This window comes from Burkholderia pyrrocinia, from assembly GCF_022809715.1.
Classification (GTDB): Bacteria; Pseudomonadota; Gammaproteobacteria; order Burkholderiales; family Burkholderiaceae; genus Burkholderia; species Burkholderia pyrrocinia_C.
Genome location: NZ_CP094459.1, coordinates 304,602 through 320,110 on the forward strand (window position 1 = coordinate 304,602; position 15,509 = coordinate 320,110).

The 15,509-nt window shown below is 60.1% G+C and carries 9 protein-coding genes, 6 tRNA genes and 3 rRNA genes; 12 read left to right on the forward strand and 6 right to left on the reverse strand.

Features of this window, described 5'->3' with window-relative positions; translation table 11 throughout:
• Positions 1-17: 17 nt before the first annotated feature.
• From paaE to paaA, 5 genes are read right to left on the reverse strand one after another with little or no spacing between them, the layout of a single operon-like run.
• On the reverse strand, positions 18-1,106 hold the full coding sequence (gene paaE, locus MRS60_RS01350) for a 1,2-phenylacetyl-CoA epoxidase subunit PaaE (RefSeq protein ID WP_034183962.1): 1,089 nt from the start codon (positions 1,104-1,106) through the stop codon (positions 18-20).
• A 2-nt stretch (positions 1,107-1,108) separates the two neighbouring features.
• Positions 1,109-1,672, reverse strand: coding sequence for a 1,2-phenylacetyl-CoA epoxidase subunit PaaD (paaD, locus tag MRS60_RS01355; protein ID WP_034183963.1), 564 nt, complete (start codon positions 1,670-1,672; stop codon positions 1,109-1,111).
• A gap of 25 nt (positions 1,673-1,697) precedes the next feature.
• Positions 1,698-2,501 (reverse strand): 1,2-phenylacetyl-CoA epoxidase subunit PaaC, encoded by an 804-nt coding sequence (paaC, locus tag MRS60_RS01360; RefSeq protein WP_096472252.1) that lies wholly within the window; start codon positions 2,499-2,501, stop codon positions 1,698-1,700.
• Between the two features lie 10 nt (positions 2,502-2,511).
• Positions 2,512-2,796 (reverse strand): 1,2-phenylacetyl-CoA epoxidase subunit PaaB, encoded by a 285-nt coding sequence (gene paaB, locus MRS60_RS01365; RefSeq protein ID WP_010092957.1) that lies wholly within the window; start codon positions 2,794-2,796, stop codon positions 2,512-2,514.
• A gap of 35 nt (positions 2,797-2,831) precedes the next feature.
• The gene (paaA, locus tag MRS60_RS01370; protein WP_034183965.1) at positions 2,832-3,830 is read right to left on the reverse strand and encodes a 1,2-phenylacetyl-CoA epoxidase subunit PaaA; all 999 of its coding nucleotides are present in this window, start codon (positions 3,828-3,830) and stop codon (positions 2,832-2,834) included.
• Positions 3,831-4,029: 199 nt separating this feature from the next.
• Here paaA and MRS60_RS01375 point away from each other — a divergent pair, with 199 nt between their 5' ends.
• The 6 genes from MRS60_RS01375 (at position 4,030) to rrf (ending at position 11,115) form a co-directional block, all read left to right on the forward strand.
• Complete coding sequence (locus MRS60_RS01375; protein WP_243565122.1) at positions 4,030-5,295, forward strand: SGNH/GDSL hydrolase family protein; 1,266 nt, start codon at positions 4,030-4,032, stop codon at positions 5,293-5,295.
• A gap of 565 nt (positions 5,296-5,860) precedes the next feature.
• Positions 5,861-7,390 (forward strand): 16S ribosomal RNA (locus tag MRS60_RS01380).
• 62 nt (positions 7,391-7,452) lie between these two features.
• Positions 7,453-7,529, forward strand: a tRNA-Ile gene (locus MRS60_RS01385).
• A gap of 87 nt (positions 7,530-7,616) precedes the next feature.
• Positions 7,617-7,692: transfer RNA gene (locus MRS60_RS01390), tRNA-Ala, on the forward strand.
• Positions 7,693-7,967: 275 nt separating this feature from the next.
• Positions 7,968-10,849 (forward strand): 23S ribosomal RNA (locus MRS60_RS01395).
• A gap of 153 nt (positions 10,850-11,002) precedes the next feature.
• Positions 11,003-11,115 (forward strand): 5S ribosomal RNA (gene rrf, locus MRS60_RS01400).
• Together the 16S, 23S and 5S rRNA genes with 2 tRNA genes alongside form the textbook arrangement of a ribosomal RNA operon.
• Before the next feature lie 786 nt (positions 11,116-11,901).
• Here rrf and MRS60_RS01405 read toward each other — a convergent pair.
• Positions 11,902-12,537, reverse strand: coding sequence for a hypothetical protein (locus MRS60_RS01405; RefSeq protein WP_146120972.1), 636 nt, complete (start codon positions 12,535-12,537; stop codon positions 11,902-11,904).
• Positions 12,538-13,390: 853 nt separating this feature from the next.
• On the opposite strand from MRS60_RS01405, the gene MRS60_RS01410 reads away from it, so the two are divergent.
• The 6 genes from MRS60_RS01410 to secE all read left to right on the forward strand — a co-directional run bounded on the left by MRS60_RS01410 (position 13,391) and on the right by secE (position 15,509).
• Positions 13,391-13,476: transfer RNA gene (locus tag MRS60_RS01410), tRNA-Tyr, on the forward strand.
• A 44-nt stretch (positions 13,477-13,520) separates the two neighbouring features.
• A tRNA-Gly gene (locus tag MRS60_RS01415) sits at positions 13,521-13,594 on the forward strand.
• Positions 13,595-13,618: 24 nt separating this feature from the next.
• A tRNA-Thr gene (locus MRS60_RS01420) sits at positions 13,619-13,693 on the forward strand.
• A gap of 66 nt (positions 13,694-13,759) precedes the next feature.
• Positions 13,760-14,950 carry an elongation factor Tu gene (tuf, locus tag MRS60_RS01425; protein ID WP_006482910.1) on the forward strand — a complete coding sequence of 397 codons (1,191 nt, stop codon included), beginning with the start codon at positions 13,760-13,762 and terminating at the stop codon, positions 14,948-14,950.
• A 59-nt stretch (positions 14,951-15,009) separates the two neighbouring features.
• A tRNA-Trp gene (locus MRS60_RS01430) sits at positions 15,010-15,085 on the forward strand.
• 43 nt (positions 15,086-15,128) lie between these two features.
• Positions 15,129-15,509: a preprotein translocase subunit SecE gene (gene secE / locus MRS60_RS01435; protein WP_034183753.1), complete on the forward strand. Its 381-nt coding sequence runs from the start codon at positions 15,129-15,131 to the stop codon at positions 15,507-15,509.

The following is a 15,509-nucleotide window of genomic DNA, read 5'->3' on the forward strand; positions in this document are numbered from 1 at the left end:
CCGCGACGCGATGCCGCTCAACGCTCGTCGAAGCTCACGACGACCTTGTCGCTGATCGGATGGCACTGGCACGTGAGCACGAAACCGTCCTTCACTTCGTGCGCCTCGAGCGTGTAGTTCTTCTCCATCCGCACTTCGCCCTCGATCACCTTCGCGCGGCACGTGCAGCACACGCCGCCCTTGCACGCGTACGGCAGCGCGAGGCCCGCGCGCAGGCCGACGTCGAGCAGGCTCACGCCTTCGTACGGCAGGCGCAGCTTGCGCTTCTTGCCGTCGAGCACGATTTCCAGCTCGGCGGCCGGCGTCTGGTCGGTGATCTCGACGACCGGCGCGCCGGCCTGCGGCAGCGGCGTGCCGAAGCGCTCGACATGCACCTTCGCCTGCGGCACGCCGGCCGCCTTCAGCGCCGCTTCGGCCGCGTCCATCATCGGCGCGGGGCCGCAGATGAACGCCTCGTCGATCGCGTCGGCCGGCATCAGCGTAGCGAGGAATTCCGCGCATTTCGCCTGGTCGAGCACGCCGTTGAACAGTTCGACGTCCTGCTGGTCGTCCGACAGCACGTGATAGAGGACGAAGCGGTTCATGTAGCGGTTCTTCAGGTCCTCGAGCTCCTCCGCGAACATGATCGCGTCGACGCTGCGGTTGCCGTAGATCAGCGTGAACGTGCTGCGCGGCTCGAGTTCGAGCGTCGTCTTCACGATCGCGAGCACGGGCGTGATCCCCGAGCCGCCGGAAAACGCGACGTACTGCTTGCCGTGGTCCGCGTTCAGGTGCGTGAAGAAGCGGCCGTCCGGCGTCATCACGTCGATCGTATGGCCCGGCTTCAGCGTATCGAATGCGAAATTCGAGAAGCGGCCGCCGCGCACGCGCTTGATGCCAATGCGCAGTTCGCCGTCGCGGTCGTAGTCCGTCGTGCCGACGCAGATCGAATACGAGCGGCGCGTCTCCTCGCCGTCGATGTGGGTCTTCAGCGTGACGAACTGGCCTTGCGTGAAGCGGTACGCGTCGCGCAACTCCGGCGGCACGTCGAAGGAGACGGTCACGGCGTCGGCGGTCTCGGGCCGCACGTCGCGGATACGCAGCGGATGAAATTGCGGGGTCGCCATATTCAGTAGGGTTTGAAGTAGTCGAAGGGTTCGCGGCAGTCGACGCAGCGATACAGCGCCTTGCAGGCCGTGGACGCGAATTGCGCGAGACGCTCGGTGCGGGTGGAGCCGCAGCGCGGGCAGGCGGGCGCCGCGACGGGCCGCGGCACGAAGCGCACGACGTTTTCCCGCGGCGCGGCGCTGCCGCACTGGCCGACCGGCGGCGCGATGCCGTACGCGCGCAGCTTGTCTCGCGCTTCCTGCGTGATCCAGTCGGTCGTCCACGCGGGCGCGAGCACCGTCTCGATCCGGTGCGGCGGGAGGCCGGCCGCCTGCAGCGCGGCGGCGACATCCTCGGCGATCTGCGACATGGCCGGGCAGCCCGAGTAGGTCGGCGTGATCACGACTTCGAGCAGGCCGTCGTCCGCGCGGCGGACGTCGCGCAGGATGCCGAGCTCGCGGATCGACACGACCGGGATCTCGGGGTCGGGCACGGCTTCCAGCACGTCCCATGCACGGGCGAGCAGCGGATCGTCGTGACGCGCGGCGGGCGCGGCGTCGGCGGGGGCGGCGGTCTGGACGGACATCGTCGGGCTCCGTGGCGTTGGCCGGTTACCAGGTCGCGCCGGGGTGCTGGCGCGCGAGGCTCTGCATTTCCGCGAGCAGGTAGCCCATGTGCTCCGAGTGCTCGCCCTGCTTGCCGGTCGTCACGTGCATCACGGGCGCCGGCAGCGTGAGCGTCGCCTCGGCGAGCGCATCGTCCACGTCCGCGCGCCATGCGGCTTCGATCGCGGCCGGCGCCGGGCCGATGCCCGGTGCGGCGATCGCGTCGTCGATCGCATCGGCTGCGAAGAATTCGCGCGTGTACGGGGTCAGGTAGTCGAGCGCATCCTGCGCGCGACGGTGCGATTCGTCGGTGCCGTCGCCGAGGCGAACGAGCCACTCGCGTGCGTGCTGCACGTGATAGCGGGTTTCCTTCACCGATTTCGCGGCGATCGCGGCGAGTTGCGTGTCGGTCGACGTTTCCAGCGCGGTCCACACGTGCAGCATCAGCGCCGCATAGAGGAAGTTGCGCACGATCGTCACCGCGTAGTCCTTGTCGGCGTGCGCGGTGCCGGAGACCGGGCCGTAGTGCGGCAGCTCGGCGAGCGTGAAGTTCGCGAACTCGCGCTCGGTACGGAAGTACGCGTAGTCGTCCTCGGTCTTCGTCGCGCCGGTGAGCTGACGCTCGAGTTCGGCCGCGTGCGTATACAGCATGCGCGCCTGGCCGATGAGGTCGAGGCTCATGTTGGTGAGCGCGATGTCTTCCTCGAGGATCGGGCCGTGGCCGCACCATTCGGCGTTGCGCTGACCGAGGATCAGCGCGTTGTCCGCGAGGCGCAGCACGTAGGAGAGGTGTTCGGGCGTGATCGTCATGGCGCGGGCGTTACATGTGGTTGACTTCGTCGGGCAGCGTGTAGAACGTCGGGTGACGGTAGATCTTGTCGCCCGCCGGCTCGAACAGTTCGGCCTTCTCGTTCGGATCCGATGCGGTGATCGCCGACGACGGCACCACCCAGATGCTCACGCCTTCCTGGCGGCGCGTGTAGACGTCGCGCGCCATGCGCAGCGCCATCGACGCGTCGGCGGCGTGCAGGCTGCCGCAATGCTTGTGATCGAGGCCCTGCTTGCTGCGCACGAACACTTCCCAGATCGGCCATTCCTTGTTCATCACTTTCTCCTGATTCCTGAATTCGATGGTGCCGCTCAGGCGGCGTGCTGTTCGGCGCGGGCGCGGCGCTTCGCTTCGTGCGCGAGCGCGGCTTCGCGCACCCATGCGCCGTCCTCGTGCGCTTTCACGCGGGTCGCGAGGCGTTCCTTGTTGCACGGGCCGTCGCCGTTGACCACGCGCCAGAATTCGTCCCAGTCGATCGTGCCGTAGTCATGGTGGCCGCGCGCGTCGTTCCACTTCAGGTCGGGATCGGGCAGCGTGACGCCGAGCACCTTTGCCTGGTCGACTGTCGCGTCGACGAACTTCTGCCGCAGGTCGTCGTTCGAGATCCGCTTGATGCCCCATTTCGCGGACTGGCTGCTGTGGACCGAATCGGCGTCGCTCGGGCCGAACATCATCAGCACCGGCCACCACCAGCGGTTCACGGCCTGCTGCACCATCGCGCGCTGCGCGTCGCTGCCCTTCATCATCGACAGCAGTGCGTCGAAACCCTGGCGCTGGTGGAACGACTCCTCCTTGCACACGCGGATCATTGCGCGCGCGTACGGGCCGTACGTGCAGCGGCACAGCGGGATCTGGTTCATGATCGCGGCGCCGTCGACGAGCCAGCCGATCACGCCGACGTCAGCCCAGGTCGGCGTCGGGTAGTTGAAGATGCTCGAGTATTTCGCCTTGCCTGCGTGCAGCGCGTCGATCAGCGAATCGCGCGACACGCCGAGCGTTTCGACCGCGCTATAAAGATAGAGGCCGTGGCCGGCTTCGTCCTGGACCTTTGCGAGCAGGATCGCCTTGCGCTTCAGGCTCGGCGCGCGCGAGATCCAGTTGCCTTCCGGCAGCATGCCGACGACTTCCGAATGCGCGTGCTGCGAGATCTGGCGAACCAGCGTCTTGCGATAGGCGTCGGGCATCCAGTCTTGCGGTTCGATCTTGCCGTCCGCGGCCATCACCGCATCGAACCGCGCCTGCTCGGGCGACTCGGCTGCGGCGTCGAGCGGCGCGACGTTGCCGGGGATGTCGAGGGATTGCGTGTACATGGCGAGATTCTCGTCCGGTTGAATGTGTGCGCAGTATAAACCAACCGACCGGTCGGTTAATAAATTTCTTGAGGATTTGCGGTGGGACTCGGGTAAACGAGGGACGTGGGGGCCTGATCAGGTTGCGCGAGCGCGGACCGCCGCGTGAATCGCGCGTCTTCTGCGGCACAATGCCCGCTTTCCGATGAGGATTTTGCCGATGTCATTCCGAAGCAGTTTCGCCGCGGCCGTGCTGGGCGCGGCCGTTTTCGTGTCGCCGTTCGCGGCTTCGGCCGCGCCGGCAGGATGGGTCGCCGCGTGGGCGACCGCGTTGCAGCCGATTCCCGACCTTGCCGCACCGCCGCCGCTTTATCGCGCACCCGACGTGGCCGGGCGTACCGTGCGCCAGATCGTCTACCCGACGGTGTCGGGACGGGCCGCGCGAATTCGCATGAGCAATGCATACGGTCACGCACCGCTGGTCGTCGAGGCCGCGAGCCTCGCGCGCGCCGGCAGCGGCGCTGCACTCGCCGGCGGCGCGGCCGTGCCGGTCCGGTTCGGCGGCAAGGCGTCGGTCACGCTCGCGCCGGGCCAGGAACTCGAAAGCGATCCGGTGGCGATCGACGTGGCGGCGGGGCAACCATATGCCATCAGTCTCCAGATGGGACCGAATCAACGGATGATGGTCTGGCACCGTGTGTCGAACCAGTTCAACTATGTCTCTGCGCCGGGCGATCACGTGAACGATCCGGGCGCCGCCGCGTTCCGCACCCGTTTTACCCAATACGCATGGGTGACCGAGCTGGCCGTCGAGGCCGGTTCCGCGCGCGCCAGCGTAGCCGCGATCGGCGATTCGATCACCGACGGGCTGCGTTCGAGCGTGAACCGGAACCGCCGCTGGCCGGACGCGCTCGCGCGTCGGCTGGCGGCGTCGGGCGCCGATTCGATCGGCGTTGTGAATCTCGGCATCAGCGGGAACCGGCTGCTCAGCGATTCCGCGTGCTACGGCACGTCGCTGGGGGCGCGGTTCGAGCGCGATGCGCTGTCGCGCGCGGGCGTGAAGGCAGCGGTCGTGCTGATCGGGATCAACGACATCAACTTCGCGGCGATGCCGCCGCGCGCGGGGCTCGATTGCGACCATCCGCACACACAGGTCACGGCCGCGTCGCTGATCGACGGCTATCGTCGGCTGATCGACGCGGCACACCGCCAGGGTGTGAAGGTCTTCGGCGCGACGCTCACGCCGGCCGGGTTGCCGGCCGGGCGCGAGGCGATCCGGCTCGAGGTGAACCGGTGGATCCGGAGTGGTGGAGGGTTCGACGGCGTGGTCGACTTCGATGCGGTGCTGCGCGATCCGGCGCGCCCGAGCGTGCTGCAGCGTCGATACGACAGCGGCGACGGCATCCATCCGAGCGATGCGGGCTACACGGCAATGGCCGACGCGGTACCGGTCGAGCAGTTGCAGGCTGCCGTGGGCGGCAAGTGACGCGCTCCTATATATAGAGGAAGCGTTGCCGGCGGCCCGGACGCCAATAGCGACACCCGGCCCATTCTGTTCAAAGCCACCGTGCGCGATAGCGCACGGTGGCTTTTTCAAAATAATTTCACGAAGGGGCTTGCGCGAAGGGTGCGGGGTGCATAGAATCACGCCTCTTTCGCGCAAACGGAAACGCGGCGCGGGAGAGGGAAGCGAAGTCGGTGATGTGCAGCAGGTTGGGCGCACGGCTGGCGCAGGAAGATGAACCCCGCAGTCGCAACGGAGCAGTTAAAAAGTTGTTGACGATCTGCGAAACACGGTTCATAATCTCGCTTCTCTGCTGCTGAAAACGCAGCGCTGCTGAGAAACAAACGGTTTCTCGCAGACATGCTCTTTAAAAATTAACAGCCGATAAGTGTGGGCGCTTGATGGAAGCGAGCTGATCTTCGGATCAGAAAGCGAAAGTATCAAGAGTCTCACACTAAAGTAAGTCAGGTTTATGAAGCAATTCATATTCCTGTCAGCTTTGAGTGAGCGACCGGTTCTTAACTGAACCGAAAACAGTAACAGGTTTAAACTGAAGAGTTTGATCCTGGCTCAGATTGAACGCTGGCGGCATGCCTTACACATGCAAGTCGAACGGCAGCACGGGTGCTTGCACCTGGTGGCGAGTGGCGAACGGGTGAGTAATACATCGGAACATGTCCTGTAGTGGGGGATAGCCCGGCGAAAGCCGGATTAATACCGCATACGATCTACGGATGAAAGCGGGGGACCTTCGGGCCTCGCGCTATAGGGTTGGCCGATGGCTGATTAGCTAGTTGGTGGGGTAAAGGCCTACCAAGGCGACGATCAGTAGCTGGTCTGAGAGGACGACCAGCCACACTGGGACTGAGACACGGCCCAGACTCCTACGGGAGGCAGCAGTGGGGAATTTTGGACAATGGGCGAAAGCCTGATCCAGCAATGCCGCGTGTGTGAAGAAGGCCTTCGGGTTGTAAAGCACTTTTGTCCGGAAAGAAATCCTTGGTTCTAATATAGCCGGGGGATGACGGTACCGGAAGAATAAGCACCGGCTAACTACGTGCCAGCAGCCGCGGTAATACGTAGGGTGCGAGCGTTAATCGGAATTACTGGGCGTAAAGCGTGCGCAGGCGGTTTGCTAAGACCGATGTGAAATCCCCGGGCTCAACCTGGGAACTGCATTGGTGACTGGCAGGCTAGAGTATGGCAGAGGGGGGTAGAATTCCACGTGTAGCAGTGAAATGCGTAGAGATGTGGAGGAATACCGATGGCGAAGGCAGCCCCCTGGGCCAATACTGACGCTCATGCACGAAAGCGTGGGGAGCAAACAGGATTAGATACCGTAGTCCACGCCCTAAACGATGTCAACTAGTTGTTGGGGATTCATTTCCTTAGTAACGTAGCTAACGCGTGAAGTTGACCGCCTCGGGAGTACGGTCGCAAGATTAAAACTCAAAGGAATTGACGGGGACCCGCACAAGCGGTGGATGATGTGGATTAATTCGATGCAACGCGAAAAACCTTACCTACCCTTGACATGGTCGGAATCCTGCTGAGAGGCGGGAGTGCTCGAAAGAGAACCGGCGCACAGGTGCTGCATGGCTGTCGTCAGCTCGTGTCGTGAGATGTTGGGTTAAGTCCCGCAACGAGCGCAACCCTTGTCCTTAGTTGCTACGCAAGAGCACTCTAAGGAGACTGCCGGTGACAAACCGGAGGAAGGTGGGGATGACGTCAAGTCCTCATGGCCCTTATGGGTAGGGCTTCACACGTCATACAATGGTCGGAACAGAGGGTTGCCAACCCGCGAGGGGGAGCTAATCCCAGAAAACCGATCGTAGTCCGGATTGCACTCTGCAACTCGAGTGCATGAAGCTGGAATCGCTAGTAATCGCGGATCAGCATGCCGCGGTGAATACGTTCCCGGGTCTTGTACACACCGCCCGTCACACCATGGGAGTGGGTTTTACCAGAAGTGGCTAGTCTAACCGCAAGGAGGACGGTCACCACGGTAGGATTCATGACTGGGGTGAAGTCGTAACAAGGTAGCCGTATCGGAAGGTGCGGCTGGATCACCTCCTTTCCAGAGCTTCTCGCAAAGTTGAGCGCTCACGCTTATCGGCTGTAAATTAAAGACAGACTCAGGGGTCTGTAGCTCAGTCGGTTAGAGCACCGTCTTGATAAGGCGGGGGGCGTTGGTTCGAATCCAACCAGACCCACCATTGTCTGACGTGTCGGTGATCGTTAGCGCTTTGGCGCTTACGAGTACCCCAAGCCGACCGGCTCACACCTGAGGATATTCTGTACATGGGGGCATAGCTCAGCTGGGAGAGCACCTGCTTTGCAAGCAGGGGGTCGTCGGTTCGATCCCGTCTGCCTCCACCAATCTTCAATGACAAGCGTTCGACGTAGTCGAACTTTTGTCATTGGCGATTGAGCCAGTCAGAGTGATATGAGTAACACCATATCGGCTGTCGTTCTTTAACAATCTGGAAGAAGTAAGTAATTTGGATAGCGGAAGCGTCTTGAGATGGACGTGAAAGTTATCCGGGTTGTGATTGTATCGATGTATCTCAAGATGATTCGAACTCTATGTTTGACTCAATTGGAATACGGCACAACGCGAGAACTCAACCTGTAACGAGACAGACTCGTTATAGGGTCAAGCGAACAAGTGCATGTGGTGGATGCCTTGGCGATCACAGGCGATGAAGGACGCGGTAGCCTGCGAAAAGCTACGGGGAGCTGGCAAACGAGCTTTGATCCGTAGATGTCCGAATGGGGAAACCCGGCCCTTTTGGGTCATCCTGGACTGAATACATAGGTCCAGTGAAGCGAACGCGGTGAACTGAAACATCTAAGTAACCGCAGGAAAAGAAATCAACCGAGATTCCCAAAGTAGTGGCGAGCGAAATGGGATGAGCCTTGCACTCTTTATTTGTATTGTTAGCCGAACGCTCTGGAAAGTGCGGCCATAGCAGGTGATAGCCCTGTAGGCGAAAACAGTATGAAAGAACTAGGTGTGCGACAAGTAGGGCGGGACACGTGAAATCCTGTCTGAAGATGGGGGGACCATCCTCCAAGGCTAAATACTCGTGATCGACCGATAGTGAACCAGTACCGTGAGGGAAAGGCGAAAAGAACCCCGGGAGGGGAGTGAAATAGATCCTGAAACCGCATGCATACAAACAGTCGGAGCCTCGTAAGGGGTGACGGCGTACCTTTTGTATAATGGGTCAGCGACTTACGTTCAGTAGCAAGCTTAACCGTATAGGGCAGGCGTAGCGAAAGCGAGTCCGAATAGGGCGTTCAGTTGCTGGGCGTAGACCCGAAACCAAGTGATCTATCCATGGCCAGGATGAAGGTGCGGTAACACGTACTGGAGGTCCGAACCCACTAACGTTGAAAAGTTAGGGGATGAGCTGTGGATAGGGGTGAAAGGCTAAACAAACTTGGAAATAGCTGGTTCTCTCCGAAAACTATTTAGGTAGTGCCTCGTGTCTCACCTTCGGGGGTAGAGCACTGTCATGGTGGGGGGGTCTATTGCAGATTCCCCCGCCATAGCAAACTCCGAATACCGAAGAGTGCAATCACGGGAGACAGACATCGGGTGCTAACGTCCGGTGTCAAGAGGGAAACAACCCAGACCGCCAGCTAAGGTCCCCAAATATAGCTAAGTGGGAAACGAAGTGGGAAGGCTAAAACAGTCAGGAGGTTGGCTTAGAAGCAGCCACCCTTTAAAGAAAGCGTAATAGCTCACTGATCGAGTCGTCCTGCGCGGAAGATGTAACGGGGCTAAGCTATATACCGAAGCTGCGGATGCGTGCTTTGCACGCATGGTAGGAGAGCGTTCCGTAAGCCTGCGAAGGTGCGTTGAAAAGCGTGCTGGAGGTATCGGAAGTGCGAATGCTGACATGAGTAGCGATAAAGGGGGTGAAAGGCCCCCTCGCCGTAAGCCCAAGGTTTCCTACGCAACGTTCATCGGCGTAGGGTGAGTCGGCCCCTAAGGCGAGGCAGAAATGCGTAGCTGATGGGAAGCAGGTCAATATTCCTGCACCATTGTTAGATGCGATGGGGGGGGACGGATCGCGGAAGGTTGTCCGGGTGTTGGAAGTCCCGGTCGCTGCATTGGAGAAGGCGCTTAGGCAAATCCGGGCGCGTAATTCAAGGGTGCGGCGCGAGCTCCTTAGGGAGCGAAGCAATTGGAAGTGGTTCCAAGAAAAGCCTCTAAGCTTCAGTCTAACGATGACCGTACCGCAAACCGACACAGGTGGGCGAGATGAGTATTCTAAGGCGCTTGAGAGAACTCGGGAGAAGGAACTCGGCAAATTGGTACCGTAACTTCGGGATAAGGTACGCCCTTGTAGCTTGACTGGCCTGCGCCAGGAGGGTGAAGGGGTTGCAATAAACTGGTGGCTGCGACTGTTTAATAAAAACACAGCACTCTGCAAACACGAAAGTGGACGTATAGGGTGTGACGCCTGCCCGGTGCCGGAAGATTAAATGATGGGGTGCAAGCTCTTGATTGAAGTCCCGGTAAACGGCGGCCGTAACTATAACGGTCCTAAGGTAGCGAAATTCCTTGTCGGGTAAGTTCCGACCTGCACGAATGGCGTAACGATGGCCACACTGTCTCCTCCCGAGACTCAGCGAAGTTGAAGTGTTTGTGATGATGCAATCTACCCGCGGCTAGACGGAAAGACCCCATGAACCTTTACTGTAGCTTTGCATTGGACTTTGAACCGATCTGTGTAGGATAGGTGGGAGGCTATGAAACCGGAACGCTAGTTTCGGTGGAGCCGTCCTTGAAATACCACCGGTTTGTTTGAGGTTCTAACCTTGGCCCGTGATCCGGGTCGGGGACAGTGCATGGTAGGCAGTTTGACTGGGGCGGTCTCCTCCCAAAGCGTAACGGAGGAGTACGAAGGTACGCTAGGTACGGTCGGAAATCGTGCTGATAGTGCAATGGCATAAGCGTGCTTAACTGCGAGACCGACAAGTCGAGCAGGTGCGAAAGCAGGTCATAGTGATCCGGTGGTTCTGTATGGAAGGGCCATCGCTCAACGGATAAAAGGTACTCTGGGGATAACAGGCTGATACCGCCCAAGAGTTCATATCGACGGCGGTGTTTGGCACCTCGATGTCGGCTCATCTCATCCTGGGGCTGTAGCCGGTCCCAAGGGTATGGCTGTTCGCCATTTAAAGAGGTACGTGAGCTGGGTTTAAAACGTCGTGAGACAGTTTGGTCCCTATCTGCCGTGGGCGTTGGATATTTGAAGGGGGCTGCTCCTAGTACGAGAGGACCGGAGTGGACGAACCTCTGGTGTACCGGTTGTCACGCCAGTGGCATCGCCGGGTAGCTATGTTCGGAAGAGATAACCGCTGAAAGCATCTAAGCGGGAAACTCGCCTTAAGATGAGATATCCCTGGGGACTAGATCCCCTTGAAGGGTCGTTCGAGACCAGGACGTTGATAGGTCAGGTGTGTAAGCGCAGTAATGCGTTCAGCTAACTGATACTAATTGCCCGTAAGGCTTGATCCTATAACAAGTCTGCCTTGTAGATCGGCGCCGTGCGCAAGCACTGGCTGCGATCCAAAGCGACATGTTGGATTCTCGTGTGTGATACACACAACCCCAAAATTACTGCTTCTTCCCGATTGGTCGCGCTGCGAAGCAACGCGACAACCCTCTTTGCCTGATGACCATAGCGAGTCGGTCCCACCCCTTCCCATCCCGAACAGGACCGTGAAACGACTCTACGCCGATGATAGTGCGGATTCCCGTGTGAAAGTAGGTAATCGTCAGGCTCCCTAAGCCAAGAACCCCCGCCCGTAAAGGCGGGGGTTTTTGCATTTCAGCGGCGGAAATGCAGGGCACGCCAAGCAACGGCGGCGCAGTCGGAGCCAGAGTGCCGAAGGTGTTGATCCGGGCAGTGCCGTCCATCTCCAAGATTCGTCAGGCACGCTCAGGCCAATCAGGTTGCCCCACCCGATGGCAGATCGAGCTGCCGTGACCCATCATCACCCCATCTGCTGCTCGCCGCGACGGCGATTAATTCTGCACCCTGGCTGATCAGGCGGCCGGCAAATTTCTTCGCTGCAACCTCATTCCCCGATCTGCTATCACCGGATACGGACTGGCGTAGCGTAGTCCTGCCTTTCAACGATCAGCCATCTCGCCGTGATCGCCGGCATCTTGAGCGCATCCTCGGCCAAAATCACAATTGTCGTTCAACGGTTTCAGGGTGCCGCTTGTGTCTCCGATCGCCGTATCGATTGCCCGCAACGGTCAACATGAAGAATCATCCGGCGATCACTGATCGACTTGCGCCATTCGCATGAGCCAAACATCAACTGTCGCACGCCAGATTTTCGGAGTGTTTTTGCTGCAAGTTGTGAACAACTTGCGCCACGTAAAGCCGCGCGGTTGTATAGCGTCAAGTCGCTATCGGGCGTTATTTCGTATTCAAAATCACTGATTTTTCTGCAAAGTTGCTTCCTTGGGCGCAGTGGAGGTATGTGGCCGGGCGGCAGGCTGCAAGAAGTCAGGCAGCGTCAGGCAGCAACACCCGCGGGCTCGTGAGGTGGCCGTCCTTAGAAACCCACACGGTTGCTCTTGACCGGCACTGGTCGGCTGTCTCGCAACACGTAGATCTCCTCGGCGAGCGAATAGACGGTACCGCCGAGGCAGCCCCGACCTTCTCCCGTTAGCGTGAAGTGCGCACCACCGATATCTACGGTGGTTGATCGTACCGTGCATGTAGTACTTCGATCGCCGAGCGCGAAGTGTTCGGCCGGCGGAAACCGGTGGGTCGTATTCCGATCTTGATCCAGAATCGGCACGAGCATCGCCGGGCAGCAAGTGACGGACGTCGACAACTGCGCGTCGCAGGTCAGCTTTCCGGCGTCCTCGGATGTATGAGGCGCGGCGAAAGCTCCTGCGCCGAAGCCAGCGCAGACATCCGCGTTCAGTTGAGCGAGGCGGGCATGGCACGGACGGGCGGGATGCCGTGTGAACGCCCGCGGATTCGTTGCGACAGGCCGACAAGTTGCTGCTGTTGGCTGGTTTGCGCGACGGATCGGCTGGAGCAATGCTGCATTGCTGAGCGTCCGCCGCGACGGTGCCGCCGCGCGCGAGGCAATCGGGTGCGTGGGGTGCATATCGTTGCCAAGCAGCGGCCGCAGCACGTCGGGGCTGGCCGTGGTCGGACTGATCTTGTCGCGCGTCATTTCCGGAGCCTACTGCGACGAGGTACACCGATACATCATCGAGCAGCCACGAATATGCGGTCGCATCCAGGCTCGTCGCGCGCGCCAGCGACGCCCGTCGAGCCAAGGTGGCCGGCGCCAGCGTCGAGGACAGGTTTCAGCCGCTCATAGGCGGCAAGTGCGGCGGCCTCCTTCGGGCGTCCCCGAGGCGTGGCTGGTCGGCCAATGCCTGTTGGCGGATCTTCACGATCGTGCTCGAGTGACATCAGGCATCTGCTGGACCGGAGGCACATGACGACCATCACAAGAGCGAGCGGGCGTATCAGGATTCGTACCGGGAACGGGCAGGCGACTCGGCATGCATCGCGCCTTCCGGTGAAGCCGGCTAAGACAGGGGGGGAGGGGCCACGATTCCGTGCCGGAAGCCCGCGCCTGGTCTCAGATGCAACTACCGAAAACGCGCGAGAGTCCTGTTGTGCGTACCGCCTGCAGGTTGCGAACAGGCAGCCTGCAGTACCGGATACGAAGCCTCTGTTTTCCATCGATAGAGAGGCTAAAGGCCCTCACGAACACTGAGCGGGGATCATCGAAGCTGCCCGGCACGAAATTTGCGGAAATTTTGCGTCTACCCGCTTGGCATTGTGCGCGAGAGGTCGTATGATGGCGGTCTTTCGTTTTTAGCGCAGATGCAGATCGGCGCTGAAGGCGGAGTCTGACGAAGATGTGGCGCCGATCGGCAATATCTCGTGCTTGCCTTAGCCGGGCAAGGGCGGAGGATCGGTGGTAGCGCAAGTGTCGGGAAGAGGGTTGAAAATAATCTTCCTGATGTGCTTGACAAGAGTGCGATGCACCCCCATAATCGTCAGTTCTCTACGGAGGGGTGCCCGAGTGGCTAAAGGGGGCAGACTGTAAATCTGTTGGCTTACGCCTACGTTGGTTCGAATCCAACCTCCTCCACCAAGATATCAGCGTAGTTGAGCGGTAGGGAATCGTTAGTAGCCCGTGCGGGTGTAGCTCAATGGTAGAGCAGAAGCCTTCCAAGCTTACGACGAGGGTTCGATTCCCTTCACCCGCTCCAGACCGCGAAGTTGAAGCGTAAAGCGCCCATGTGGCTCAGTGGTAGAGCACTCCCTTGGTAAGGGAGAGGTCGGCAGTTCGATCCTGCCCATGGGCACCAGTAGCAAAAAGTCAGTGTCTTGTTTGCGCGCGGCGCAACCTGTGAAATTCCTTTTGGGAGTTGAAAATGGCCAAGGAAAAGTTTGAGCGGACCAAGCCGCACGTGAACGTTGGTACGATTGGTCACGTTGACCACGGCAAGACGACGCTGACGGCAGCGATCACGACGGTTCTGACGAAGAAGTTCGGCGGCGAAGCGAAGGCATACGACCAGATCGACGCGGCACCGGAAGAAAAGGCGCGCGGCATCACGATCAACACGGCACACGTCGAGTACGAAACGGCTAACCGCCACTACGCACACGTCGACTGCCCGGGCCACGCTGACTATGTGAAGAACATGATCACGGGCGCGGCACAGATGGACGGCGCGATCCTGGTTTGCTCGGCAGCAGACGGCCCGATGCCGCAAACGCGTGAGCACATCCTGCTGGCGCGTCAGGTTGGCGTTCCGTACATCATCGTGTTCCTGAACAAGTGCGACATGGTGGACGACGCTGAACTGCTCGAGCTGGTCGAGATGGAAGTTCGCGAACTCCTGTCGAAGTACGACTTCCCGGGCGACGACACGCCGATCGTGAAGGGTTCGGCGAAGCTGGCGCTGGAAGGCGACACGGGCGAGCTGGGCGAAGTGGCGATCATGAGCCTGGCCGACGCGCTGGACACGTACATCCCGACGCCGGAGCGTGCAGTTGACGGCGCGTTCCTGATGCCGGTGGAAGACGTGTTCTCGATCTCGGGCCGTGGTACGGTGGTGACGGGTCGTGTCGAGCGCGGCATCGTGAAGGTCGGCGAAGAAATCGAAATCGTCGGTATCAAGCCGACGGTGAAGACGACCTGCACGGGCGTTGAAATGTTCCGCAAGCTGCTGGACCAAGGTCAGGCAGGCGACAACGTTGGTATCCTGCTGCGCGGCACGAAGCGTGAAGACGTGGAGCGTGGCCAGGTTCTGGCGAAGCCGGGTTCGATCACGCCGCACACGCACTTCACGGCTGAAGTGTACGTGCTGAGCAAGGACGAAGGCGGCCGTCACACGCCGTTCTTCAACAACTACCGTCCGCAGTTCTACTTCCGTACGACGGACGTGACGGGCTCGATCGAGCTGCCGAAGGACAAGGAAATGGTGATGCCGGGCGACAACGTGTCGATCACGGTGAAGCTGATCGCTCCGATCGCGATGGAAGAAGGTCTGCGCTTCGCAATCCGCGAAGGCGGCCGTACCGTCGGCGCCGGCGTCGTCGCCAAGATCATCGAGTAAGCCAGTTATTCGTTGATCGACAGTTTTGGGGCTGGCAATAGCCGGCCCCAGCATGGTTTAGGGGTATAGCTCAACTGGCAGAGCGTCGGTCTCCAAAACCGAAGGTTGGGGGTTCGATTCCCTCTGCCCCTGCCAAAAAATAGCCACGTGTCCTACGTGGCATTTGTTTTAAGGTGTTATGGCGAATCCATCCGTCGAAACTGTAAATACCTCCGGCGATAAGCTAGTGCTGGCCCTGGGCGTATTGCTGGTGTTGGCCGGATTCGTGGGCTTCTTCTGGCTGGCCAATCAGCAGTGGTATGTCCGCGGTGCCGCGTTGGCGGTAGGTATCATCGCTGGCGTGGCCGTCGGGCTGATGTCCGCACCTGGCAAGAGCCTCATCGCGTTTGCCAAGGATTCGTACAAGGAAGTCCGGAAGGTCGTTTGGCCCACCCGCAAGGAAGCAACGCAAACAACACTCGTCGTGTTCGGTTTCGTGCTCGTGATGGCGATTTTCCTCTGGTTGAGTGACAAATCGATCGAGTGGGTAATTTTCTCGGCGATTCTGGGTTGGAAATGA

Excerpts from the sequence above, each read along its gene's own strand:
- paaD (WP_034183963.1), bottom strand. The coding sequence starts at position 1,672 with ATGTCCGTCCAGACCGCCGCCCCCGCCGACGCCGCGCCCGCCGCGCGT.
- paaB (WP_010092957.1), bottom strand. The coding sequence starts at position 2,796 with ATGAACAAGGAATGGCCGATCTGGGAAGTGTTCGTGCGCAGCAAGCAG.
- paaE (WP_034183962.1), bottom strand. The coding sequence starts at position 1,106 with ATGGCGACCCCGCAATTTCATCCGCTGCGTATCCGCGACGTGCGGCCC.
- paaC (WP_096472252.1), bottom strand. The coding sequence starts at position 2,501 with ATGACGATCACGCCCGAACACCTCTCCTACGTGCTGCGCCTCGCGGAC.
- tuf (WP_006482910.1), top strand. The coding sequence starts at position 13,760 with ATGGCCAAGGAAAAGTTTGAGCGGACCAAGCCGCACGTGAACGTTGGT.
- secE (WP_034183753.1), top strand. The coding sequence starts at position 15,129 with ATGGCGAATCCATCCGTCGAAACTGTAAATACCTCCGGCGATAAGCTA.
- paaA (WP_034183965.1), bottom strand. The coding sequence starts at position 3,830 with ATGTACACGCAATCCCTCGACATCCCCGGCAACGTCGCGCCGCTCGAC.
- MRS60_RS01405 (WP_146120972.1), bottom strand. The coding sequence starts at position 12,537 with ATGACGCGCGACAAGATCAGTCCGACCACGGCCAGCCCCGACGTGCTG.
- MRS60_RS01375 (WP_243565122.1), top strand. The coding sequence starts at position 4,030 with ATGTCATTCCGAAGCAGTTTCGCCGCGGCCGTGCTGGGCGCGGCCGTT.